This is a genomic window from Micromonospora sp. HNM0581 (genome assembly GCF_012726175.1).
GTDB lineage: Bacteria > Actinomycetota > Actinomycetes > Mycobacteriales > Micromonosporaceae > Micromonospora.
Window position 1 is genome coordinate 338637 of sequence record NZ_JAASAD010000003.1, and the last position, 22498, is coordinate 361134.

A 22498-nucleotide genomic window follows, 5' to 3' on the forward strand; every position below is an offset into this window, starting at 1 on the left:
GCGCCGGTCAGTACGCACCCTTGCGGGCGACCACCACACCGACGGTGCGCCACAGGATGCTCAGGTCGTACGCCAGCGACCAGTTGTCGACGTAGTACAGGTCCAACCGGACAGCCTCGTCCCAGGAGAGATCGGAGCGGCCGGACACCTGCCACAGCCCGGTCATACCTGGGCGCACCAGCAGCCGGCGTCGCACGTCACCGAGGAAGTCGCCGTCGTCGGCGGGCAGCGGACGGGGCCCGACCAGCGACATCTCACCCTTCAGCACGTTGATCAACTGCGGTAGCTCGTCGAGCGACGAGGCGCGCAGGAAGCGGCCTACCGGGAAGACCCGGGGGTCCTGCTTCATCTTGAACAACATGCCGTCGGTCTCGTTCTGGTCGACCAGGCTGGCCAGCCGGTCCTCCGCGTCGACGTACATGGTGCGGAACTTCCACACCCGGAAGGTGCGACCCTCGTGACCCACCCGGGGCTGACGGAAGAAGACCGGACCAGGGTCGGAGACCCGGATGGCGATGGCGATGGCGATGAAGACGGGGATCAGCGCGAGCAGCCCGAGGCCGGCGGCGACCCGGTCCATCATGCTCTTGGCCAGCAGTGCCGGCCCGGACAGGGTGGGTTCCTCGACATGCAGCAGCGGCAGGCCCTCGATCGGGCGGATGTGCACCCGGGGACCGGCGATGTCGGTCAGTTGCGGTGCCACCACCAGATCGACTCCGGAGCCCTCCAACTGCCAGGCCAGGCGGCGCAGCTCACCGGGCTCGGCGCTGGCCGAGCCACAGACCGCGATGGTGTCCGCGCCCATCTCGCGTACCAGGGCCAGCACGTCGCGGCCCGCGTACACCGGGACCGGGGTTTGTACCCCCTTGGCCGCCGCGTACCCGTCGGTGATGTGGATGGCGACCGGAACGAGCCCGGCGGCCGGGGTGCGGGTGACCGCCGTGTACACCTCCAGGCATTCCGGCAGGGTACCGACGAGCACCATCCGGTGCGCCGCCTGCTGGATGTTACGTCGGACGGTGTGCAGCACGAAACGGGCCAGAATCCGACCGAGCAGGATGAGCAGCAGCGCCAGCAGCAGCGCGGTGCCGACGGTGAACCGGGACAGGTCGGTCTTGGTGGCGAAGGCGAGGAACGACAGTGCCGCACAGACGGCCACCCCGGCCCGGATGACCCGTTTGAACTCGTCCGGCCCGAGCCCCAGATATCGTCGGTCGTAGGCGCCGTTGAACCAGAGAATGGCCAGCCAGCCGAGCGGCAACAGCAGGAAAGCGACCGTGTAGAACCAGGTCGGGTCGTTTTGGGCCTGGTGGAAACCTGCGGTGGCCTGATCGAAGGTGCGGATCGCCGTGTGGCTGGCGAAGGCCACCGCAGCGAAGTCGAGGAGCAACAGGATCGCCGTGTAGGGCCGATGCCATCGCGACACCCGCCGCCGGGCTCGGGCCCACGCCGATCGGGGTACGCCGTTCGGGGACGGCGAATTCGGCGGCTGGATCTCGAAGCTGTCGACGTGCCGCACGAGTCTGCTCCGGCCTTCGTTGGTAACCGGGCGCTGGAGGCTAGCCGTCACCTCACCCATGTCCTCCCGCATCACCCGCAGCGTTCACTCGCCGTGACCGCCCGGGTCGCCCACCGTTCCAGATTCCCACGCGAGTTCCGTTCGTCGCCGACCCTAGGGTCATTGCGCGGCGGCCACCTACCGCCTGGGATCTGGCCGGCCCCATGCCATTCGGAAGCCGGGGACCGGGCCACTATACCGATGGATGGCGGCCCGGGTAGAGCGCCGGACCGGTGGTTGCGCACCGCCCGTCCGGTTCCGCTCCGTAATCAGTGAGTGGTGTTACTCACCGTACGAGTCGGGACAACCGTCGGTCAGCGAGCGGCTTCCCGCCCGTCTGGCACGTCGGACAGTACTGAAGGCTGGAATCGGCGAACGAGACCTCCCGGACCGTGTCGCCGCAGACCGGACAGGGCAGCCCGCAGCGGGCGTGCACCTTGAGGCCGGAGCGCTTCTCGCCCTTCAGCTCCGCCGCCCGCTGCCCCAGCGACCGGGTCACCGCGTCGCCGAGCACCCGCCGGGTCGCCGCGTGCAGGGTCGCCATCTGGTCGTCGGTCAGCCGGTCGGTCAACGCGAACGGCGACAGCTTCGCGGCGTGCAGGATCTCGTCGGAGTACGCGTTGCCGACCCCGCCGAGCACCGACTGGTCGGTGAGCACGCCCTTGACCTGTCCCCGCCGCCCGCGCAGGGCGCCGGTGAAGGTGGCCAGGTCGGCGGAGAGTGCGTCCGGGCCGAGCTTGGCCACCCCGGGCACCGCCTGCGGGTCCGTCACCAGGTAGGCGGCGAGCTTCTTCTGCGTACCCGCCTCGGTCAGGTCGAAGCCGGAGCCGTCGTCGAGGCGTACCCGGATCGCGATCGGTCCCTTCCCGGGTCGCAGTGGAGCGGCCGAGGCGAACGCCTCCCGGTAGTGCAGCCAACCGGCGCGGGCCAGGTGGACCACCAGGTGCAGGCCGCCGTCGAAGACCACGTCGAGGAACTTGCCGTACCGTCGGGCATCGGTCACGGCCCGGCCCGCGACGGCGGTCGGCGCCGGATCGTAAGTCTTCAGGGCGCTGATCGCGGCTACCTCCAGGCGGTCGACCCGTCGACCCACCGCGCGTTGTCGCAGGTAACCGGCGAGCGCCTCCACCTCCGGAAGTTCGGGCATCGTCCAACGGTAGCCTTCTTTTCCGTGAGAATCGTGGTGGCGCACAACCGGTACCGGGAAGCTCAGCCCTCCGGTGAGAACACCATCGTCGACGCCGAGATCGCCCAGCTCACCGCGGCTGGGGTGGAGGTGCTGCCGTTCCTGCGCAGCTCCGACGAGATCCCTACCATGCCGAAGACGGCGAAGGCGCTGCTGCCGATCTCCCCGATCTACGCTCCCCGCGCCCAGCAGGAGCTGGCCCGGCTGCTCACCGAGCACCGGCCGGACGCGCTGCACCTGCACAACCCGTACCCGCTGCTCTCGCCCTGGGTGGTGCGGACGGCGCATAAGCACGGCGTGCCGGTGGTGCAGACGGTGCACAACTACCGGCAGGTCTGCTCGTCGGGGGTGTACTTCCGCGACGGCGCGATCTGCCAGGACTGCAAGGGCCGGGCGTTCGGCCTGCCGGCGATCAGGAACCGCTGCTACCGGGGTTCGGCCGCGCAGAGCGCCCTGATGGCGACGACCCTGGCCGTGCACCGCCCCACCTGGCGCTCGGTGGACCGGTTCATCGCGCTCACCTCACAGATCGCCACCCACCTGCGCGAGTACGGCATCCCCGACGAGCGGATCGTGGTCAAGCCGAACGGCATCCCCGACCCCGGCCGCCCCGCCCCGCTCGGCGAGGGCTTCTTCTTCCTGGGTCGGCTGTCCCCGGAGAAGGGCCTCGGCCTGCTGCTGGACGCCTGGCGGCGACACCCCGACGGCTCCCTCGGGCCGCTGCGCATCGCCGGGGACGGCGAGCTGCGTCACCTGGCGGAGGCCGCCGCCGTCGAACGCGCCGACGTGACGTACCTGGGCCCGCTGGACCGCGACGGCGTACGGGCCACCATGGCCCGGTCCGCCGTGGTGGTCGCCGCCTCGCTCTGGCACGACGTCCTGCCGACCGTGATCATCGAGGCGATGGCGAGCGGGCGGCCGGTCCTCGGCACCGACCTGGGCGGCATCCCCTACCTGGTGGGGGCCGACGACCTGGCCGGGGCGGTCGGCTGGGTGGTGCCCGCCGACCCGGCCGCGATGGCCGCCGCCCTGCCGGTCGCGGCGGCCGGTGCCGCCGCCCTGTCGGCCCCGGCCCGGTTGCGCTACGAGCGCACCTTCCACCCCGACGTGGTCACCAAACGACTGATCGACGTGTACGCCTCGCTCGCCTGAGCGTCGGTGCGGCGAGCGATTGCGCTCCGTGCGCCGCTCAGAGAGACGCCGGGTTGGTGTCGCGCGGTCAGTCGGCGCCAGGTAGCCAACTCCTGGACTGATGGGCGGCTGCCTTGACCGCCGACAGCCAGAGGACTACGCCGAGTACCGCTACTCCCGAGAGGCATGTCCATACCAGGCTCGGCGAAAACCGGATGTAGCCTTGTTGCATTTACAGGAATGGTGGCGGGTCCTGGCTGGGTCCGTCAACCTCATCTCAGGTGGCTGACCTGCGCCGATGTGGTGCGTACCGACGTCAGCGGAGGCTGGCGCGGGCGGAGAAGGCGATGCTGGCGAGCAGGAAGCCACCGTTGACGATGGTGAAGGCCACCACGACCCAGAGAACCAGGGCCGGGGCGAGGGCCAGCACCAGAGCCGCCACGAAGATCACCGCGCCGTAGTCGCGGATCAGCTTGACCAGGCGTACGGGCGGGCTGGTCGAGGTGACCATGCTGGCCGCGTTCGGACCAGCCTGCATCACCGAGGTGACGAGGTTGACCATCCAGGTGCCGGCGAACGCCGCCACCAACCAGGTCGGCGTTGCCGGCCGCTGCGCCACGGCGGTGGCGGACAGGGCGGCGACCAGGGCGATCTGGGCGGCCACGTCGCACAGCACGTCGACTCGGGCGCCCGCCGTGCTGCCCTGGCCGGTCACCCGGGCCAGCTGACCGTCGGCGCAGTCCAGGGCGTACGCGATCTGCCAGCCGAAGAGCGCGACCAGCCCGACCACCGGAGCCGGCACGTCCCCGGCGGCGACCGGGCCGGCGAGTGCGACCACGGTCACCGAGGTGGCCAGCCCGAGTAGCAGGTTGGTGATGGTCAGTGCGGTCGGCCGGAGCCCGAGACGCTGGGCGATCAGCGCGAAGACCGCGCCGATCCACTGGCTGACCGACTCGCTGAACAGGCCACCGCCCCGGTTCACCCGGTGGAAGTCGGCGACCGTGGGGCGGGACGGGTCAACCAAGGTGCTCACGAAGGGCGTCAACGTAGTCTCCCAGCCGGGTACGAAGGTCGTCGGCGGACAGCGCCAGGTGTTCGAGGATCGTGTAACGGTCGGGCCGGGTACGGGGGGCGAAGGCCACCGCGTCGACGAACTGCGTGTCGGTGAGCCCGAGATCGACCGGTCGGGTGGACAGCCCGTGCCGGTGCAAGCAGCGGGCGAGCTGGCCGAAGCGTTCCAGGTCTCCCCGCAGGAAGGTGCAGAAGAGTGCGCCGAGCCCGACCTGCTCACCGTGTGCGGCGGTGCTCGGGAAGAGGTGGTCGATGGCGTGCGAGATCTCATGGTCGCCGCCGCTCGCCGGCCGGCTCGAACCGCAGATCGACATCGAGATGCCGCCCAGGATCAGCGCCTCAGCCAGCGTGATCAGGAACCCGTCATCAGTGATCTTGCCGGGGTGGTTGACCAGGGCCTCCGCCCCGGTACGGGCCAGCGTCACGGCAAGCCCGTCGATGGGCTCACCGCGTACCTGGTGAGCCAGTTCCCAGTCGGCGCAGGCGCTGAGATTGCTCACCGCGTCGCCGATGCCGGCCTGAGTCTGCCGGTCCGGTCCGTTCTCCACGAAGTCGAGGTCGACCAGTACGGCGATCGGGATGTGTACCCCGTAGGAGCCCTTGCCGCCCTCGTGGGACAGCGACGCCACCGGAGAGGCGATTCCGTCGTTGGCGAGGCTCGTGGCCACGGTGACCATCGGGATGCCGTAGCGGGTGGCGGCGTACTTGGCGGTGTCGATCGTCTTTCCGCCGCCGATGCCGATGACGGCGTCGTAGTTGCGACGGCGCAGCTGGTCGCCGAGCTCGTTGGCGGAGTCGACGCTGCCACCGGCGACGGTGAAAACGTCGGCAGACCCGAGTGAGGGGCGGCACAGCTCGACGATCTTCTCGCCCTGACCCGGGCCGACCACCACCGCGACGTCGCCGCCGCTGGAGATCCGACGGTCGGCCAGCAGCGCGCCGAGGTCGGCCACCGCGCCCCGGCGGACCTCGATCGACAGCGGTGTCGCGACGGTACGGGCTAGTAGCGGCACGCGATCTCCCGGGCCCGGGCCAGGTCGGTGTGGTTGTCGACCTCGACCCACGCCACGTCACCGATCGGTGCGGGCCGTACCTCCCCGCCACGGTCGGCGAACTCCTGGTAGCCGTCCTCGTAGTACAGGTTCGGGTCGCGCTGCCAGGTCACCGCCAGGGCGTCGGCGAGCGCCTCGGCGATGTGCGGTTCGATCAGGGCGGCCCCGATGTACTCGCCGTACGCCTCGGCCGGGTCCATGAGTTTGGTGATCCGGGTGAGTTGCCCAGCCGCGTTGAAGGTGGTTTTCATCTCCTCCTCGGCCAGCGGCTTGATGGTGTCGATCGCCAGCAGCAGGCCGGGCCCACGCTCGCTCAGCAGGGTCTTCTCCACGCTGACCGGGTGCACGGTGTCGCCGTTGACCAGTAGAACGCCCCGGGGGAACCAGTCGCGAGCCAGCCAGAGGGAGTAGGCGTTGTTCCACTCCTCGGCCTTGTCGTTGGGTACCAGCGTGATCGTGACGCCGTACCGGTGTTCGAGGTCTGCCTGGCGTGCGCGGACGGCGTCCGCGGCGTAGCCGACCACCACCACGACCTCGGTGAGCCCCACCGCGGCCAGGTTGCGCAGCGCGATGTCGAGGATGGTGATCTCGCCGTCCACCGGCACCAGCGCTTTTGGCAGCGTGTCGGTGTACGGGCGCAGCCGACGGCCGGCGCCAGCTGCCAGCACCATTCCGACCATGCCAGCATCAGTTCCTGTTCTCGCAGCGTTCACCGAAGGAGGATAGCGCCGCCCGTGTCGGCGCTGCCGCCGGTCAACCCTGGCCACCGCTCGCTACGACCGGCGCCGGCGCCGGCGAAGGGCACACCCTTCCGGGCCGTCGCACCCGCCGTGCGGGCCCGGTCACCCGACCGGTGGCTCAGGATGCGGACATCGCCGTGCCTTGCGCGTACGTCCCACTGCCGGCCGTACGCTGAACAGCCATGACCGTCGAGCAGCTGATCTCCTTCGCCCGTGGCGCCCCGTCGCTGGACATCGTCGATGTCGAAGGGCTCAAGGCCGCCGCCGTACGCGCCTTCGACGCCGACCCCTCCGGGGTGACCGCGTACGGCACCTCCGTCGGTTACCTTCCGCTCCGGGAGTGGATCGCCGAGAAGCACGGTGTCGGGGCGGACCAGGTGCTGGTCACCAACGGCTCGTTGCAGGCCGACGCCTTCCTCTTCGACCACCTGGTCCGCCCGGGCGACGCGGTGGTGGTGGAACGTCCCACGTACGACCGCACCCTGCTCAACCTGCGGAACATGGGCGGTGAACTGCACGCCGTCACCATCCAGCCGGACGGGATGGACACCGCCGAGCTGCGCAAACTGTTGGAGTCCGGGGTGCGTCCCAAGCTGGCGCACGTCATCCCGAACTACCAGAATCCGGCGGGCGTGACGTTGTCCCTGGAGAAGCGTCGCGAACTGCTGGACCTGGCCGCCGAGTTCGGCTTCACGATCTTCGAGGACGACCCGTACGCCGACATCCGGTTCCGGGGCGAGGCGCTGCCCTCGATGCTGTCGATGGACACCCGGAACGTGGTGGTGCACGCCTCCAGCTTCACCAAGACCGTCTGCCCCGGGGTCCGGGTGGGCTACCTGGTGGGCCCGGCGGACCTGATCGGCGACATCGCGAAGAAGGCGACGAACCTCTACATCTCGCCAGGCATGGTGTCTCAGGCCATCGTGCACCAGTTCTGTGTGTCCGGGGACATCCGGCGTTCGATCGAGACGGTCCGGGCGGCCCTGGGTGAGCGTGCCTCAGTGCTCGCCGAGTCGCTGCGTCGACACATTCCGCAGGCCCGGTTCGTGCAACCCGACGGTGGCTACTTCCTCTGGGTCGAGTTGCCGGAGGACGTCGAGGTCGACCAGCTCGCGCCGGCAGCCGCCGAGCGGGGCGTCGCGGTGGTCAAGGGCAGCGACTTCGTCGTGGATGGGGGGCGGCACGCACTCCGGCTGGCCTTTTCGGCGGTCACCGTGGACCGGATCGACGAGGGTGTCCGGCGGCTGGCTGAGGCCATGGAGGCAGTACGCAGCTGAATTTCTGTCGGATTTCCGACAGAACGGCGATGTTGGCCGGCTCGGGTCTCCCGTTCAAGCAAGTCGGGGCCCACAATGCTGCGAGCGTTGTTCACCACGCGTACGCACAACCCCCGCCCCCAAGGCGCCGGGCGGGCCGGATCGCCTCCAACCCCCCGAACGCGATCCGGTCCGTCCGGCGCCGCCCGGCCATGATCGCTGCGGCGGCGTAACCTGCAAACGCAGCCGGCGGGGGAGGGCGTGATGACGGAGCGGACACAGCGCACCGAGACGACATCCCCGGCTGCCGCTGCCGACAAGTCCCCGAACGCCGACGGGGGCCGGGCCCTGCGGCCTCGGAGCTGGTCTCCCGTACGGGCGGTGACCCGGCGACGCAGCCCGGACAGGACGCGAACCAACCAGATGTCGGCCGACCGCCGTCAAAGCTCGGTGGTCGACTGCGCGCTCTACCTCGACGGTCAACGGCAGGCGGGCGACTGGGCATACGCCGACGCGCTGGCTGCGGCTCGCAGCGCCGAAACGGGTTTCGTCTGGCTCGGTCTGCATGAGCCGGAGCTGGTCGAGATGACCGAGATCGCCAGCACCTACGGGCTGCACGAACTGGCCGTGGAGGACGCGGTGAAGGCGCAGCAGCGTCCGAAGCTGGAACGTTTCGGCGAGGTCAGTTTCCTGGTGCTGCGCACCGCCCGTTACTGCGAGCACACCGAGCTTACGGAGAACTCCGAGGTGGTGGAGACCGGGCAGGTGATGCTCTTCATCGGCCCGCAGTTCGTGATCAGTGTCCGGCACGGCGACGCCTGCCGGCTCGCGCCCGTACGGGAGGAACTGGAGGCGCGGCGGGAACTGCTGCTCAACGGTCCCTGGGCCGTGGCGTACGCGATCACGGACCGGGTCGTCGACCTCTACCTGGAGGTCGCCGACAAGCTCGAAGACGACATGGACGTACTGGAGACGGAGGTGTTCGACCGTCAGACCAGTGGCCGAATCCAGCGGATCTACCAGATGAAGCGGGAACTCGTCGAGTTCAAGCGGGCGGTGATGCCGCTGCAACGACCGCTGTCGACGCTCACCGCGCAGATGAACCGGGACGTACCCAAGGAAGTACGCCGGTACTTCCGGGACGTGCAGGATCACCTCAGCCGCACCGTCGAGCAGGTCAACTCCTACGACGACCTGCTCAACTCGATCCTGCAGGCGCGGCTGGCCCAGGTGACCGTCGACCAGAACAACGACATGCGAAAGATCGCGGCTTGGGCGGCCATCGCCGCCGTGTGGACCGCGATCGCCGGCATCTACGGCATGAACTTCGACTTCATGCCGGAGTTGCGGATGACCTACGGCTACCCCGTGGTGCTGGCCCTGATGCTCAGCATCTCGCTGGCGCTCTACCGCTGGTTCCGCCGCAACGACTGGCTCTGACTGCCCTCCTTCTCCCCGACACGCTGGTGTGCCGCCCGCGCCGGCCATGAAGTTGCTGCCACGGGACACCGGTGGACGTGGCAACGACCTCATGGCCGACCCGAGCGTCGGCAAGGACGGGCGGAAAGGGTCAGGCGCGGGTGTTGGGCCTGTGGTTGGTGGCCTTGCTCAGATCGTCTGAGGGACGGCCGGCGCTGGTGCGGGCACCGTCGGCAACCGAGGGGACCTTCCCGGTGGCGGCGACGCCGGACGGCGCGGTGGAGGTGGTGGAGGTACTGTCGCCTCCGGCCACGATCGAACTACCCGCTGCGGTCGCAACCTTGCCGGCACCGGCCGGGCCGCTCGTGCGCACCTCGATGGTCTCGACCTCGTCACGCATCGGCTCGAGTGCGGCACCCGCGTCGTACTCGGCCCACTCCTGCTGCTCGCGGTGCCGGCGTAGGGCCATCGCCCCGGCCAGCCCGGCCACCGTACCGGCGGCCAGCAGGCCGATCATGGTCCCGCTGCGGCGGGACTTCTTCTTCGCCTTCATCTTCTTCGCCTTCTTGGTGACCGCGGCCTGCTTGGCGGCTGCGGCCTTCTTGCCCTTGACCGCCCGGTCGGCTGCGTCGGACTGCGCATGGCGTACTGCCACAGCGAGCGGCGCGAGGGCGGCGGCTGTCGTCGCGAGGCCGCTCGACGCGCGGTCCCGGACGACGACGGCGGTCGGTGCCACCGCGCCACGGGCCGCCTGGAATCGCGGGCCGACCGTGTCGCCGGCACCCCTCGCGGCATGTGTGGCGGCCTGCCTCAGGTGACCGATGCTGCGGTTCAACTCGGCCCGGGCCATCTGCGCCTGGCTCTTGCGCCGCCAGTTTCCAAACACGATCCCACCTCCTGGGAGTTGTTCTGTCTCATCCTCCACCTTCGGATGCCTCCGCATGTCCAGATCGGGCACATGGGAGGATCCGCATGGAACTGACCAACGAGTGAGGAGTACCCGTGGCCGAGGCTGTCTACGCCACCCTGCACACCAATGCCGGCCCGATCCGGCTGGAGCTCTTCGGCAACCACGCGCCGAAGACCGTCCGCAACTTCGTCGACTTGGCCGAGGGCACCCGTGAGTACACCGACCCGCGTACCGGCCAGCCGGGCAGCGGCCCGTACTACGACGGCACCGTCTCGCACCGGGTGATCAGCGGATTCATGATCCAGATGGGTGACCCGACCGGTACCGGCCGCGGCGGTCCCGGGTACACCTTCGCCGACGAGTTCCACCCCGAGCTGCGATTCGACCGGCCGTACCTGCTGGCGATGGCCAATGCGGGCCCCGGCACCAACGGCTCGCAGTTCTTCATCACCGTCTCGCCGACTCCGCACCTGAACAACCGGCACACCATCTTCGGGCAGGTGGCCGACGAGCAGTCCGCGAAGACCGTCGAGGCGATCGCCAACACCCCCACCGGTCCCAGCGACCGTCCGCTCCAGGACGTCGTCATCGAGCGCATCGAGATCGAACGTTCGGCCTGACCCGCGCCGGGTCCGGCCCGCCGGCCGGAGTTGGACACGGCGGGCCGGGGCCGAGCCGGGCGAAGGCGACCCGGACAGGCCGGAACACGCCTCGACCCGTACGAGTGACGGCTCGGGGTACCTTTGCTCGCATGACTGAGCGCTCGGGTGCGTGGAGCCAGCGATGAGCGAGTCCCCGCCGACCACGCCTGCCTGCTACCGCCACCCAGGCCGGGAGACGTACGTCCGCTGCACCCGGTGCGACCGGTCGATCTGCCCGGACTGTATGAACGAGGCGTCGGTCGGCTTCCAGTGCCCGGAGTGCGTGTCGGAGGGACGTCGGAGCGTGCGGCCGGCGCGCACCGTCTTCGGTGGTGGGATCGCCGGCCGGCACGGCTACGTGACCAAGACTCTGATCGCTGCCAACCTGCTGGTGATGCTGGTGTCGATCGCCTCCGACCGGGGTGGGGACGCAGCAGCCGGCGGAGGTGGCTTCGGTGGGCTGATGGGCGGCAGCACCCCGTTGACCGAGTGGGGCGCGGTGCTGGGGCGGGCGTTGTTCCTCGACGGCACCGTGGGCGGAGTCGCCGAGGGCCAGTGGTACCGCCTGGTCACCGCGATGTTCCTGCACTACGGCCTGGTGCACCTGCTGCTGAACATGTGGGCGCTCTGGGTGCTCGGTCGTTCGTTGGAAGCGGTGCTCGGGCCGCTGCGTTTCGCTGCGCTCTACTTCGTCGCCGGCTTCGGCGGCAACATCGCGGTCTACGTTTTCAGCGCCCCCAACCAGATGTCGGCGGGAGCGTCGACAGCCATCTTCGGCCTCTTCGCGGCGACCTTCGTGATCATGCGACGGCTGGGTCGGGACACCTCCGCCATCCTCCCCATCCTGGTGATCAACCTGATCTTCACCTTCACCGTGCCCCAGATCTCCATCGCAGGTCACCTGGGCGGGCTGGTGTTCGGTGCGCTCATGGCGCTGGTGCTGGCCTATGCGCCGCGGTCGCGCCGGACTGCGGTGCAGGTCGCCGGCGGTGTGATCATCGTGATGGTGCTGCTCGGGATGGCCCTGGCTCGTACCGCGCTGTTGGTCTGAACGCCGCCGCCCGACCTGATGCCGGCGGTATGGGCACCAGGGCCGGTCGCCCGCCGAGCGGAGAACATCAACAGCACGACCGCTGCGGCCGCCAGCTTGACGACCGGCCGGGCCGGTGGTATCCGCCACTGCTGTGCGAGCGTGTCGTACGCCACGGCACCAGCATCCCAGCGCCGTCCGGGCACCGGCACGCGCCCGGACGCGGGTCGGTTCGGGCGAGGCAGAGGTGCTGGCTCGGGTGGGCGTAGGATCGGAAGCACCCAAGTCACCGGGGAGTAGACATGAGTGACGCGGTTGTCGTCGGTGCGGTGCGCACCCCGGTCGGGCGACGCAAGGGCGGTCTCGCCGAGGTGCACCCGGTGGACCTGTCCGCACACGTGCTGCGGACCCTGGTCGAACGCACCGGCATCGACCCGGCCCAGGTGGACGACGTCGTCTGGGGCTGCGTCTCGCAGGTGGGCGAGCAGTCGTGGAACGTCGCCCGCAACGCCGTACTCGCCGCCGGCTGGCCCGAGTCGGTGCCCGGCACCACAGTGGACCGTCAGTGCGGCTCCAGTCAACAGGCCCTGCACTTCGCCGCAGCGGCCGTACTCTCAGGCCAGGCGGACCTGGTCGTCGCGGGCGGCGTCGAGTCGATGACCCGGGTGCCGATGGGCTCCAGCGGCACCGGTGGGAGGCCGTTCAGCGACCAGATCCTGACCCGCTACCGGGGAATCGAGGGTGTCGCCGAAGACTCACCGCTCCCCTTCAACCAGGGCGTGGGGGCGGAACTGATCGCCCAGCGTTGGCGCCTGTCCCGAGCCCAGCTCGACGAGTTCGCCCTGGCCAGCCACGAGAAGGCCGCCGCCGCGCAGGACGCGGGCGCGTTCGATGCCGAACTGGCCCCGGTGACGCTCGCCGACGGTGGCACGTTCGCCGTGGACGAGGGCATCCGGCGGGACACCTCGCGGGAGAAGCTGGGTGAGCTACCCACGCCGTTCCGCCCCGAGGGTGTGGTCACCGCCGGGTCGGCCTCGCAGATCTCCGACGGTGCCGCCGCGCTCGCGGTCACCACGAGCGAATGGGCCAGCCGGCACGGTCTGCGCCCGTTGGCCCGCGTGCACACCGCGGTGACGGCCGCCGACGACCCGGTCGCCATGCTCACCGCGCCCATCCCGGCGACCGCGAAGGCGCTGCGCCGCGCAGGGCTCGGCATCGAGGAGATCGGGGTCTACGAGGTGAACGAGGCGTTCGCCCCGGTGCCGCTGGCCTGGCTGGCGGAAACCGAGGCCGACCCGGATCGGCTCAACCCGCGAGGCGGCGCGATCGCCCTCGGGCATCCGCTCGGTGGCTCCGGTGCCCGGATCATGACCACCATGCTCGCGCACATGCGCGACAACGGCATCCGCTACGGCCTGCAGACCATGTGTGAGGGCGGTGGAATGGCGAACGCCACCGTCCTCGAACTTCTCTGACACCGCCCGACCTCGCCTCCCGCCGAGGTGATGGCCGGGTGGAAATTGCAGAAAGCAAGGTTCGGGCCCGAGTCACCGTGGGGACAGGGTCGTTGGGCAAGACATGGACGTCTTCTCCCGAACGTTCCTCCCTGCCGCCGCCGAGGCCGGGGTGGCGGTGCAGACCGCCAGCCGACACATGCCGGTGTTCCGTCGCTGCGTGGGCTCCGGCGACGCCACCGTCCTGGTCGCCCGGTGCAGCCGTCCCGACCGGCCGGTCCACGGGGAATATCTGCTGCTGCTCACCCACCGGAGGCTGGTCGTCACCCGACAGACGCGGGTGTTGCACCGGCTCCGCCTGCACCTCAACACGGAACTCCGCGAGCTGAGCCACGTCACCTGGAGCCCTGACCCACGACTGCAGTGCGTAGAACTGGCCGCCACCGCGATCGACGGCATCCGCGAACGCTTCCTGATCCGCACTCAGCGTCCGAAGCAGGTGTGGCACCTGGACGCACTGCTCAACCACGCCTTCCGCACCCGGGTACGCGTCCAACAGCCGCGGATCGTGGCCACCGTCGCCGAGACACCGACCGCCCGCCCGGCCACGTTTCAGCCCGTGCCTGCCCGCTGACCGGGTCTTCTTACCGGATCCGAACACAGCCTGACCCGGCCGGGTCCCGGTGATCGGCGATCATGGCTCAGTGACCGCCGAGAACCCGCAACGCGGGCTGGTCCTCGTGGTGGAGGACGAACCGAGCATCGCCGACCTGGTCCGGCTGTACCTCAGCCGGGACGGCTTCGGCGTACACGTCGAACGGGACGGCAACGCGGGCCTCGCGGCGGCCCGCCGGCTGCGTCCGGTGGCCTGCGTGCTCGACATCGCCCTGCCGGGACTGGCCGGCACCGAGATCTGTCGGCGGCTGCGAGAGACCGGCGACTGGACCCCGGTCATCTTCCTGACCGCCCGGGACGACGAGGTCGACCGAGTCGTCGGACTGGAACTCGGAGCCGACGACTACGTCACCAAACCGTTCAGCCCCCGGGAACTCGTCGCCCGGTTACGGGCGGTGCTACGTCGGGCAGCCGGCCCGCCGGGCAACGCCGGGCAGCCCGTGGTGCTCGGCCGGGTCGCCGTCGACCCCGAACGTAGATCGGTCACCGCCGACGGCGCCCCGGTCCAGCTGACCTCCACCGAGTTCGACCTGCTGGCCCACCTGATGAGCCGGCCCGGCCGGGTCTTCTCACGGGAGGAACTGCTGGCCGCGGTATGGGGGTACGCGGCGCACGCCGGCACCCGTACCGTCGACGTGCACGTGGCGCAGGTCCGGGCGAAACTCGGCGGAGCCAGCGTGATCAGAACCCACCGCGGAGTCGGGTACGCGGCAGATGGCTGATCGTCCCGGCCGTACGCTCACCGCTCGCGCGGTGCTGGTGACCTGCGCGGTGGCCCTGGTGTCGGTACTCGTCACCGCGCTGGTGGCGGTGCCGGTGGCGGTCCGTGCCGCCGAACAGCGTGAGCGGCAGGCTCTCGCCGCACAGGCGCAACTCGCAGCCGAGTTGCTGCGGGGACGACCCGGTCGGGTCCGTGAACTGGCCGGCGAGCGATTCATCCGTCAACTCGGCAACCAGGGCACCACCATCTACCTGATCTCGGGCGGCGAGGTCGACCGTGCCGGTCTGCCGCCTCAGGTCATCGACCGCGTGTCGGGCGGGCGGAACATTTCCGGCAAACGCCTCGTCGAGGGGCGACGGGCGCTCGTCGAGGGCCGGGCACTGGCCGGCGGCGACGGAGTGGTGCTGACCCGGCCGGTCGGGGCAGGAGTGTGGCGTCAAGTGCTTCGCGGCCTCTGGCTGCCGCTGCTGGCGGGGCTTGCCGCAGGCGCGGTCGCGGGCTCGCTGCTCGCCCGCCGACTGGCCCGGCCGATCCGCCGGGCGGCCCTCGCCGCGGCCCGGCTGCGGGCCGGTGACCGCAACGTCCGGGTGCCGGTCGAGTCGCCGGCCGAGGTGGCCGACCTGGCGTACGCGCTGAACGGGCTGGCCGGCGCGCTCGCCACGAGTGAGGGACGGCAGCGGGAGTTCCTACTTTCCGTCTCCCACGAACTGCGTACCCCCCTCACCGCAATTCGAGGCTACGCCGAGGCGTTGGCCGACGGGGTGATCGAACCGTCGGCGGTCGCCGACACCGGCCGGATCATGCTCGCTGAGGCGGAGCATCTGGACCGACTGGTCGCCGACCTGCTCGCCCTGGCCCGTCTGGAGGCTGTCGACTTTCCCCTCGAACCGGTGCCGGTGGATCTGGCCGGTCTGGCCGTTGACGCCTCCCGGACCTGGGCAGCCCGTTGCTCGTCAGTCGGTGTGGTCTTCCGCACGGAACTGCCGGGACAGCCGGTGCCGGCGTACACCGACCCGGGGCGCATCCGGCAGGTGATCGACGGACTCCTGGAGAACGCGTTGCGGGTGGTGCCGCCGGGCGCGCCCCTGGTGCTGGCGGTCCGCCCGGCCGGTGTCGACCCCACCGCCGGTGGGGTGGTCGAGGTCCGAGACGGTGGACCCGGACTGACCGACGACGACCTGACGGTCGCCTTCGAACGCGGCGCGCTGCACCAGCGCTACCAAGGGCTGCGGAAGGTCGGCAGCGGGCTCGGGCTCGCGTTGGCGGCTGGTCTGGTCCGTCGACTCGGCGGTGAGATGGCGGCTGGGCACGCCCCGGAAGGCGGGGCGGCGTTCACCATCCGGCTGCCGTCATCCCTTACCTGACTCGAACCTTGGCCTGACGGTCGGCTCATCCGGCTGATCCACGCTCAGTGGGTGGATCCGTGCCGGCCTTGTCCCGGTCGGACGGGATCCGGCACACCAGCACCGACGAGAGGATGAGGCATGGCACGCAGGGGATCCTTGACCGCCACCGGCGCACTGCTGGTGGCGGTCGCGTTGGCTACCGCCGGCTGTGGGATGGGCCGAGCCGAGCGGGACGCGGCGCAGGAGAGCGCCGTCGAGGTCGTCGCCGCGATGGGGGCGGAGGGCCTGGCGCTGGCCGCGCTCGGTCTCGACCCGGGGGATGTGGAAGCCGAGCCGGATGCGACCGCGCCGGTGGAGCCGACCCCGAACGCGGGCACGAAGCGCGAGGAGCGGGTCGAGCAGTGGCGCAAGCGGCAGGGGGCCCGGGTGCTGCTGCGCAAGAACGCACTGCACGGTGAGGCGGTGGTGCAGACCAAGGACGGCGGCACGAAGACCGTCGCGGTCCAGCGCGGCGAGGTCACCGCCCTCACCGACGACCGGATCACGGTGAGATCGACCGACGGCTTCACCCGGACCTGGACCTTCACCGAGGACCTGCGGGTGATCGAACGGCGTAAGTCGATTTCAGCCACGGACATCAAGGTCGGCACGAAGCTGGGCGTGGCCGGCGCCATGAGTGGCGACCAGGCACAGGCCCGGCTGATCGTCGTCCCCTTCGACCAGACGTGACAGTGGGACCGCCGGGTCCGATGCCATGATCAACCTCGATCGTCGCCGGGCCCGGTGGGTCCGTCCGCAGCCCGGTGCGGAGCTTCCGTGGCTGAGCGGAACGAGTGCCGCGACACCTTCGGCCTGGGTCTCAGAGCAGGGATCGCCGTTGGTGATCGTCGCCATCCTGCTAAGTTGCCGGGCTAGGCTATGGCCGACACATTGCCCGCCCTCGTGGAGATTCCCGTGAAGCTGTCGATCCTCATGCCGGTCTACAACGAGGAGGAACGCATCGCGGATGCCCTCAAGCAGGCGCTGACGGTCGAGTACCCGTGCGACATCGAGCTCGTGGTGGTCGACGACGGCAGCCGCGACGGCACCGGAGAAATCCTCGGTCGTGCCGACGACGCACGACTGCGGGTCATAACGCACCAGCGTAACGCGGGCAAAGGCGCGGCCATTCGTACGGCGGTGGCCAACGCCGACGGCGAGTACATGGTGATTCTCGACGCCGACCTGGAGTACGACCCGCAGGACATCCCCAAGCTGCTGGCTCCGGTGCTGGACGGCCGAGCGACAGTTGTCTACGGCAACCGCACCTTCGGCAGCCACAGTGCGTACAGCTTTTGGTACGTGATCGGTAACAAGGGTGTCACCATGGTCGCGAACGTGCTGTTCAACTCCTACATCGGTGACCTGGAGACCTGCTTCAAGCTGATGCCGGTGGCGCTCTACCGATCGTTGGACGTCCGTTCCCGCGGGTTCGGTATGGAGGCCGAGGTGACCGGCAAGCTGCTGCGTCGTCGCATCCGGCCGTACGAGGTGCCGATCAGTTACCGGGCCCGAGGCCGTGAGGAAGGCAAGAAGATCACCTGGCGGGACGGGGTCGAGGCACTCTGGATCCTCGGCCGCGAACGCACCCGACGCACCCCTGGCACCGCACCTCGTTGACTGTCCGTCCGGCTGCCGCAGGTCACCCGCCTCCGGGTACGTACGGCACTGCTCTGCGAGCAGAGCCCGTACGTACGCCGAGTGCTGACCACACACCACGTCTCGTAGCAAGCCCGGGAACCTCGTCCCGGTGCCCGGTGCCCGGTGCCCGGTGCCCGGTGCCCGGTGCCCGGTGCCCGGTGCCCGGGCACGTGCACCGTCCAGGTGTCCCGCACGATCACACACCGGCTTGGACGAGGGCGACGACTGCGTGCGGCCGGTGGCCGTGGTGCCCGGTCAACGCCGGGTGCAGGGCGTCCCGGTCCCGCCCGTCGACCGTCGCGGCGGTCCACCCGTTGACGGCGAACCGCGTTGCCACTCCGCCCGGCCCGCCGTGGGTGACGGAGGAGTTGTCCACCACGATCGCGGTCAGGTTGCCCAGACCGACCGAGCCCGCGTACGCGATCGCCTCGTGGTTGGATCCCTCGTCCAGTTCGGCGTCGCCGAGCAGCACGTACACCCGGGGTCCGAGCAGACCCTGGGCGCGCAACCCCAGCGCAGTGCCGACACCCAGCCCCAGCCCGTGTCCGAGAGAACCCGAGCTGATCTCCACACCGGGGATCAGGGTACGGTCCGGGTGGTCGCCGAGCCGGCTTGCCGGTCCGCCCTGGTCGTCGAGCCAGTCGGCTGGGAGGAAGCCCTTCGCGGAGAGCAGCGCGTAGTGCCGGCGACAGCGTGCCTCTCGGAGAGCAGAAACCGATCGCGTTCGGGGTCGTCGACTGTCGCTGGACTGACCCGTAGTACCCGGTCGTAGAGCACCTGGAGCACGTCGAGGGTGGATAGGACGTTCGCACCGAACTGCCGGCCTGCGCGTCCGCGCTGCAGTAGTGGTGCGAGCGGAGCGCGCCCGTCGATTGGCGCGGCGGCCTCGGCGACCCGGGCCGTGGTGGCGATTGAGGTCATACGGATAACCTGCATGTTGAAGCTAGGTTCACCTCAAGGTGCGTGATGCAGGAAGCTCTGACGATCGGCCAACTCTCCGCCCGCAGCGGGGTGGCACAGTCCGCCCTGCGCTACTACGAACGGCTGGGGCTCATCCGGGCCGAGCGGACCAGCGGCAACCAGCGCCGCTACCACCGCGGCGAGCTGCGCCGGGTGGCATTCGTCCGGATCGCTCAGCAGGTCGGCATCTCGCTTGAGGAGATCCGTGCCGCGCTCGACTCGTTGCCCGCCGCCCGCACCCCAACCGCAGAGGACTGGGCCAGGCTCTCCACCGCCTGGCGGGCCCGACTGGACGAGAAGATCCGGCTGATGAGCCGGCTCCGCGACGACCTGGACACCTGCATCGGCTGCGGCTGCCTGTCGCTGCGCCGCTGCACGCTCTACAACCCGGGGGACAATCTGGGCGGCGACGGCTCCGGAGCCCGCCTCGTGCTGCCCGACTAGCCAGGCGCCAACCGAGGCGCGGGCGCCGCCGAGGCAAAGAGGCCTGCGGCGTCGATGTCGGTTCCGCGGACCGTCAGCGGGCATGCCGCCCGGGCTCAGGCGACGGTGAGCAGCACCTTACCGACGTGTTCGTTCGCTTCGACGAGCCGATGCGCCCGCGCCGCATCGGTGATCGGCAGCCGCCGGTCGACCACTGGACGCACCCGACCCGCCTCGACCAGCGGCCAGACCTGCTCGCGTACCCCACTTACGATCGCGGCTTTCTGCGCCAACGGCCGGGACCGCAGCGCAGTGGCCGCGACCGTACCCCGCTTGGCCAACAGTGCAGCGAGGTCCAACTCACCCCGGCGACCTCCCTGCATGCCGATCACCACCAGCCGCCCGTCCGTGGCCAGGGCCGCCACGTTCCGACCCAGATAGGACGCGCCCATGATGTCCAGGACGACGTTCGCTCCCCGGCCGTCGGTGGCCCGACGGACCTCCTCGACGAAGTCCTGCTCCCGGTAGTCGACGAGCAGGTCGGCGCCCAGATCGCGCAACCGTTCGTGCTTGGTGGCCCGGGCGGTAGCGACCACCGTCGCGCCGAGCGCCGCACCGAGCTGGACCGCGAACGTGCCGATACCGCTGCCACCACCGTGCACCAGGAGCGTCTCTCCCGCCGTCAGACGGGCCACCTGCACCACGTTCGACCACACCGTGGCCGCCACCTCAGGCAACGCTGCGGCGTCGACCAGGTCGACGCCGGACGGAACCGGCAGTAGCTGCCCGGCGGGCACAGCCACCCGTTCGGCGTATCCGCCGCCGGCCAGCAGCGCGCAGACCTGGTCACCCACCCGGACGCCGACCACGCCCGACCCGATCGCGCTCACCACCCCGGAACATTCCAGCCCCGGATAGGCGGACACACCCGGCGGGGGCGGATAGAGTCCCTGTCGCTGTAACAGGTCGGCCCGGTTCACCGCGGTGGCCCGGACGTCCACGACCACCTCACCCGGCTCCGGCTGCGGGTCCGGCACCTCACTCCAGGTCAGTACGTCAGGTCCGCCAGGCTCCGTGATGGTGATCGCTCGCATGGCCCAGTCATACCCGATCCCGGGTCGGCTCCACCCCGGTGCCCCGGACCGCCCCCGACTTCAGGTGAACCGGTGTACCGGGTAGCTCCAGCGTTCATCGATGTACGCGGCGTGGCAGACTAAGGCACGGTCGCGCACCGCGTGGTCCGGGAGGGTTCGCCTAGTGGCCGATGGCGCTGGTCTTGAAAACCGGTAAGGCAGCGATGTCTTCGTGGGTTCGAATCCCACACCCTCCGCCGTCGAGTAGATCTCCTGCGATACGGATCAGCCCCGGTTGCTGTGCCGGGGCTGATCCGTACTGAGAGCGGTCCGGAGCGGTGCCGCCGGCAGCAGTTCGAGGGTGGCGCGGGCTTACTGTAGCGGTAGGCGTCGTTCGCTGGTCCCACGGCGGGGCGGAGCGCCACCCCCAGAGTCCTGTCCAGGCGAGCGCCACGAGCAGCTTTCGGCAACGCGGGTGGCCCCGTTCGTTGCTCAGGTGCTCTGCGGGGGGTGTTTCCGCTTCTCATCGTGGATCTTCTCGTCGGCGAGCCGGTCCAGTGCGCGGCGGCGTTCGTCGCGCAGGGCCGCGTCGTCACGTCGACGCAGCGCATCGACGATGGCGGTGATGAAGTCGTGCCAACGTCCGGCCAAGAGACTCCTTCGCTAGTTGTCGCAGGGTGACAACCGCTGTGAGGTGCTCTCGGTTACGGCGGACCTGGTGCCGGTTTTGTCGAATGTCGGCGCGTCACAGGGTATGAAAGGGGCGCAGAACACTACTTTTCCCGGAAGGACCTGTGCCGATGACTTTGGAACGTCCCATCGCCCCCGACCCGTACGAGCTGTTGCCGACGGTCGCCTCGTTTACGCTGACGAGTGACGATGTCAAGAACGGTGAGCCGATGGACGCGGCTCACGCGCACGGTAGTGCCGGCGGCGACAATGTCTCCCCGCATCTGGCCTGGTCGGGTTTTCCGGCCGAGACCAGAGGGTTCGTGGTGACCTGTTTCGATCCGGACGCACCGACCGGCAGTGGCTTCTGGCACTGGGCGCTCGTCAACCTGCCAGCCGCAGTCACCGAGCTGCCGCGTGGGGTGACCGACGACGACCTGAAGGGCGCGTTCAGCGTGCGCAACGATTACGGCGAGCACGGTTTCGGTGGTGCGGCACCGCCGCCCGGTGATCGTCCGCACCGGTACGTCTTCGCGGTGCACGCCATCGACGTCGAGCGGCTCGACGTGACCCCGGATGCGACTCCCGCCTACGTCGGGTTCAATCTCGCTTTCCACACGCTGGCCCGCGCCACCACCCGCCCCACTTACCACATAGCCGGCTGAACCACCCGCAATCTCAGTTGATCATGAGGTTGGCGGCGGACCCGATCTCGGGAAGTGCCGCTAACCTCATGATCAACGCGGTGGGGTCATTCGGTGGAGGTGCGGGCCACGGCGAAGACGGACTGGCCGAAGGGTGGGAGGACGAGCTGCTCGGCGGCCTTGGTGGCGGGGAGAACCAGGGTGTCGTAGACCTTCACCATCGGGCCCTCCTTCGGCATGAGGCGGAACACCTTGGTGGCCATGAAGTAACCGATCAGGCCGAGCGCGTTCGCGTAGTGGATCTTCTCCACCCGCAGGCCCGCCTCGGTCATGGCGGCGGCCAGGGTCCTCTTCGTGTATCGCCGGACGTGGCCGGTGGCGATGTCCGCCGGGCTCATCGCGAACTGGAACGCCGGCACGATGATGACCACCGCGCCGCCGGGCCTGACCAGTTGACCCATGCTGCGCAGCGCTTCGACATGGTCCTCGATGTGCTCCAGGACGTTGTAGGAGACCGCGGCGCTGTAGTCACCCCGTTCGGAGTTGGGCAGCAGCATCTGGCGGACCTCGATGGAGGGCCGGTCGGCGAGGCGCTCCTTGAGTGCGACCAGGCGATCCGGATCAGCCTCGGTGGCGGTGAACCGCGGGAAGTGTTCGCTCCACGCCAGGGCGTAGTCGCCCAGGCCGCTACCGACCTCGATCGGGTTGTCACCCAGGTAGGGCACAGCCAGCTCGACGAACCAGCGCCGGTGGTTGACCGCCGTAGCGAGGCCCTCCAGGACCTCGGACTGCACGCGCTGATCCCCAGTAATTTCTGCCATGCGTCGTTTCCTCACGATGCGACTCGACCCGCGCCGGG

At 69.8% G+C, this 22498-nt stretch carries 22 protein-coding genes, 1 tRNA gene and 1 pseudogene; 14 read left to right on the forward strand and 10 right to left on the reverse strand.

What is annotated here, in order from left to right:
- Positions 1-7: 7 nt before the first annotated feature.
- The gene (locus tag HCA58_RS06970) at positions 8-1579 is read right to left on the reverse strand and encodes a sugar transferase (RefSeq protein ID WP_169596998.1); all 1572 of its coding nucleotides are present in this window, start codon (positions 1577-1579) and stop codon (positions 8-10) included.
- Between the two features lie 265 nt (positions 1580-1844).
- The gene (locus tag HCA58_RS06975; protein ID WP_169596916.1) at positions 1845-2705 is read right to left on the reverse strand and encodes an Fpg/Nei family DNA glycosylase; all 861 of its coding nucleotides are present in this window, start codon (positions 2703-2705) and stop codon (positions 1845-1847) included.
- 24 nt (positions 2706-2729) lie between these two features.
- On the opposite strand from HCA58_RS06975, the gene HCA58_RS06980 reads away from it, so the two are divergent.
- Positions 2730-3896, forward strand: coding sequence for a glycosyltransferase (locus HCA58_RS06980; RefSeq protein ID WP_169596917.1), 1167 nt, complete (start codon positions 2730-2732; stop codon positions 3894-3896).
- A 295-nt stretch (positions 3897-4191) separates the two neighbouring features.
- Here HCA58_RS06980 and HCA58_RS06985 read toward each other — a convergent pair whose 3' ends face one another.
- Genes HCA58_RS06985 through HCA58_RS06995 form a run of 3 tightly spaced genes read right to left on the reverse strand, consistent with a single transcriptional unit; the run spans position 4192 to position 6678 of the window.
- Positions 4192-4908 carry a CDP-alcohol phosphatidyltransferase family protein gene (locus tag HCA58_RS06985; protein ID WP_169596918.1) on the reverse strand — a complete coding sequence of 239 codons (717 nt, stop codon included), beginning with the start codon at positions 4906-4908 and terminating at the stop codon, positions 4192-4194.
- Entirely contained in the window at positions 4892-5959 is a 1068-nt protein-coding gene (locus tag HCA58_RS06990) for an iron-containing alcohol dehydrogenase family protein (RefSeq protein ID WP_169596919.1), read from the reverse strand. The genes HCA58_RS06985 and HCA58_RS06990 overlap by 17 nt, the downstream gene beginning before the upstream one ends.
- Positions 5947-6678, reverse strand: coding sequence for a phosphocholine cytidylyltransferase family protein (locus HCA58_RS06995; RefSeq protein ID WP_169596920.1), 732 nt, complete (start codon positions 6676-6678; stop codon positions 5947-5949). The genes HCA58_RS06990 and HCA58_RS06995 overlap by 13 nt, the downstream gene beginning before the upstream one ends.
- A 242-nt stretch (positions 6679-6920) precedes the next feature.
- Here HCA58_RS06995 and HCA58_RS07000 point away from each other — a divergent pair, with 242 nt between their 5' ends.
- Both HCA58_RS07000 and corA read left to right on the forward strand, forming a co-directional pair.
- On the forward strand, positions 6921-8015 hold the full coding sequence (locus tag HCA58_RS07000) for a PLP-dependent aminotransferase family protein (RefSeq protein WP_169596921.1): 1095 nt from the start codon (positions 6921-6923) through the stop codon (positions 8013-8015).
- 402 nt (positions 8016-8417) lie between these two features.
- The gene (gene corA, locus HCA58_RS07005; RefSeq protein ID WP_240955652.1) at positions 8418-9434 is read left to right on the forward strand and encodes a magnesium/cobalt transporter CorA; all 1017 of its coding nucleotides are present in this window, start codon (positions 8418-8420) and stop codon (positions 9432-9434) included.
- A 130-nt stretch (positions 9435-9564) separates the two neighbouring features.
- On the opposite strand, the gene HCA58_RS07010 is transcribed toward corA, so the two are convergent.
- Complete coding sequence (locus tag HCA58_RS07010; protein WP_169596923.1) at positions 9565-10356, reverse strand: hypothetical protein; 792 nt, start codon at positions 10354-10356, stop codon at positions 9565-9567.
- A 59-nt stretch (positions 10357-10415) separates the two neighbouring features.
- Here HCA58_RS07010 and HCA58_RS07015 point away from each other — a divergent pair, with 59 nt between their 5' ends.
- From HCA58_RS07015 to HCA58_RS07050, 8 genes are all read left to right on the forward strand, one after another.
- Complete coding sequence (locus HCA58_RS07015) at positions 10416-10943, forward strand: peptidylprolyl isomerase (protein ID WP_169596924.1); 528 nt, start codon at positions 10416-10418, stop codon at positions 10941-10943.
- Positions 10944-11106: 163 nt separating this feature from the next.
- On the forward strand, positions 11107-12015 hold the full coding sequence (locus HCA58_RS07020; RefSeq protein WP_169596925.1) for a rhomboid family intramembrane serine protease: 909 nt from the start codon (positions 11107-11109) through the stop codon (positions 12013-12015).
- 281 nt (positions 12016-12296) lie between these two features.
- Positions 12297-13469, forward strand: a complete 1173-nt coding sequence (locus tag HCA58_RS07025; protein WP_169596926.1) for an acetyl-CoA C-acyltransferase — start codon at positions 12297-12299, stop codon at positions 13467-13469.
- Between the two features lie 103 nt (positions 13470-13572).
- Complete coding sequence (locus HCA58_RS07030) at positions 13573-14082, forward strand: hypothetical protein (protein ID WP_169596927.1); 510 nt, start codon at positions 13573-13575, stop codon at positions 14080-14082.
- A 70-nt stretch (positions 14083-14152) separates the two neighbouring features.
- A complete protein-coding gene (locus HCA58_RS07035) occupies positions 14153-14845 on the forward strand; it encodes a response regulator transcription factor (protein ID WP_169596928.1) in 693 nt (230 codons plus the stop codon).
- Positions 14838-16208 (forward strand): HAMP domain-containing sensor histidine kinase, encoded by a 1371-nt coding sequence (locus tag HCA58_RS07040; protein ID WP_169596929.1) that lies wholly within the window; start codon positions 14838-14840, stop codon positions 16206-16208. Before HCA58_RS07035 ends, HCA58_RS07040 begins: the two co-directional genes overlap by 8 nt.
- Before the next feature lie 120 nt (positions 16209-16328).
- Positions 16329-16919: a hypothetical protein gene (locus tag HCA58_RS07045; protein WP_169596930.1), complete on the forward strand. Its 591-nt coding sequence runs from the start codon at positions 16329-16331 to the stop codon at positions 16917-16919.
- 225 nt (positions 16920-17144) lie between these two features.
- Positions 17145-17849: a glycosyltransferase family 2 protein gene (locus tag HCA58_RS07050; protein ID WP_169596931.1), complete on the forward strand. Its 705-nt coding sequence runs from the start codon at positions 17145-17147 to the stop codon at positions 17847-17849.
- Positions 17850-18066: 217 nt separating this feature from the next.
- Here the strand turns inward: HCA58_RS07050 and HCA58_RS07055 are convergent.
- Positions 18067-18791 (reverse strand): annotated as a pseudogene (locus HCA58_RS07055) (transketolase).
- Positions 18792-18836: 45 nt separating this feature from the next.
- On the opposite strand from HCA58_RS07055, the gene soxR reads away from it, so the two are divergent.
- Positions 18837-19274, forward strand: coding sequence for a redox-sensitive transcriptional activator SoxR (soxR, locus tag HCA58_RS07060; protein WP_169596932.1), 438 nt, complete (start codon positions 18837-18839; stop codon positions 19272-19274).
- Positions 19275-19369: 95 nt separating this feature from the next.
- On the opposite strand, the gene HCA58_RS07065 is transcribed toward soxR, so the two are convergent.
- Positions 19370-20347, reverse strand: a complete 978-nt coding sequence (locus HCA58_RS07065; RefSeq protein ID WP_169596933.1) for an NAD(P)H-quinone oxidoreductase — start codon at positions 20345-20347, stop codon at positions 19370-19372.
- A 149-nt stretch (positions 20348-20496) separates the two neighbouring features.
- Between HCA58_RS07065 and HCA58_RS07070 the strand changes: the two genes are divergently transcribed.
- Positions 20497-20583, forward strand: a tRNA-Ser gene (locus tag HCA58_RS07070).
- A gap of 235 nt (positions 20584-20818) precedes the next feature.
- Here the strand turns inward: HCA58_RS07070 and HCA58_RS07075 are convergent.
- Complete coding sequence (locus HCA58_RS07075; RefSeq protein ID WP_169596934.1) at positions 20819-20977, reverse strand: hypothetical protein; 159 nt, start codon at positions 20975-20977, stop codon at positions 20819-20821.
- 149 nt (positions 20978-21126) lie between these two features.
- On the opposite strand from HCA58_RS07075, the gene HCA58_RS07080 reads away from it, so the two are divergent.
- Positions 21127-21660: a YbhB/YbcL family Raf kinase inhibitor-like protein gene (locus HCA58_RS07080; RefSeq protein WP_169596935.1), complete on the forward strand. Its 534-nt coding sequence runs from the start codon at positions 21127-21129 to the stop codon at positions 21658-21660.
- An 86-nt stretch (positions 21661-21746) separates the two neighbouring features.
- Here HCA58_RS07080 and HCA58_RS07085 read toward each other — a convergent pair whose 3' ends face one another.
- Positions 21747-22460 (reverse strand): class I SAM-dependent methyltransferase, encoded by a 714-nt coding sequence (locus HCA58_RS07085; protein ID WP_169596936.1) that lies wholly within the window; start codon positions 22458-22460, stop codon positions 21747-21749.
- Between the last annotated feature and the right edge of the window lie 38 nt (positions 22461-22498).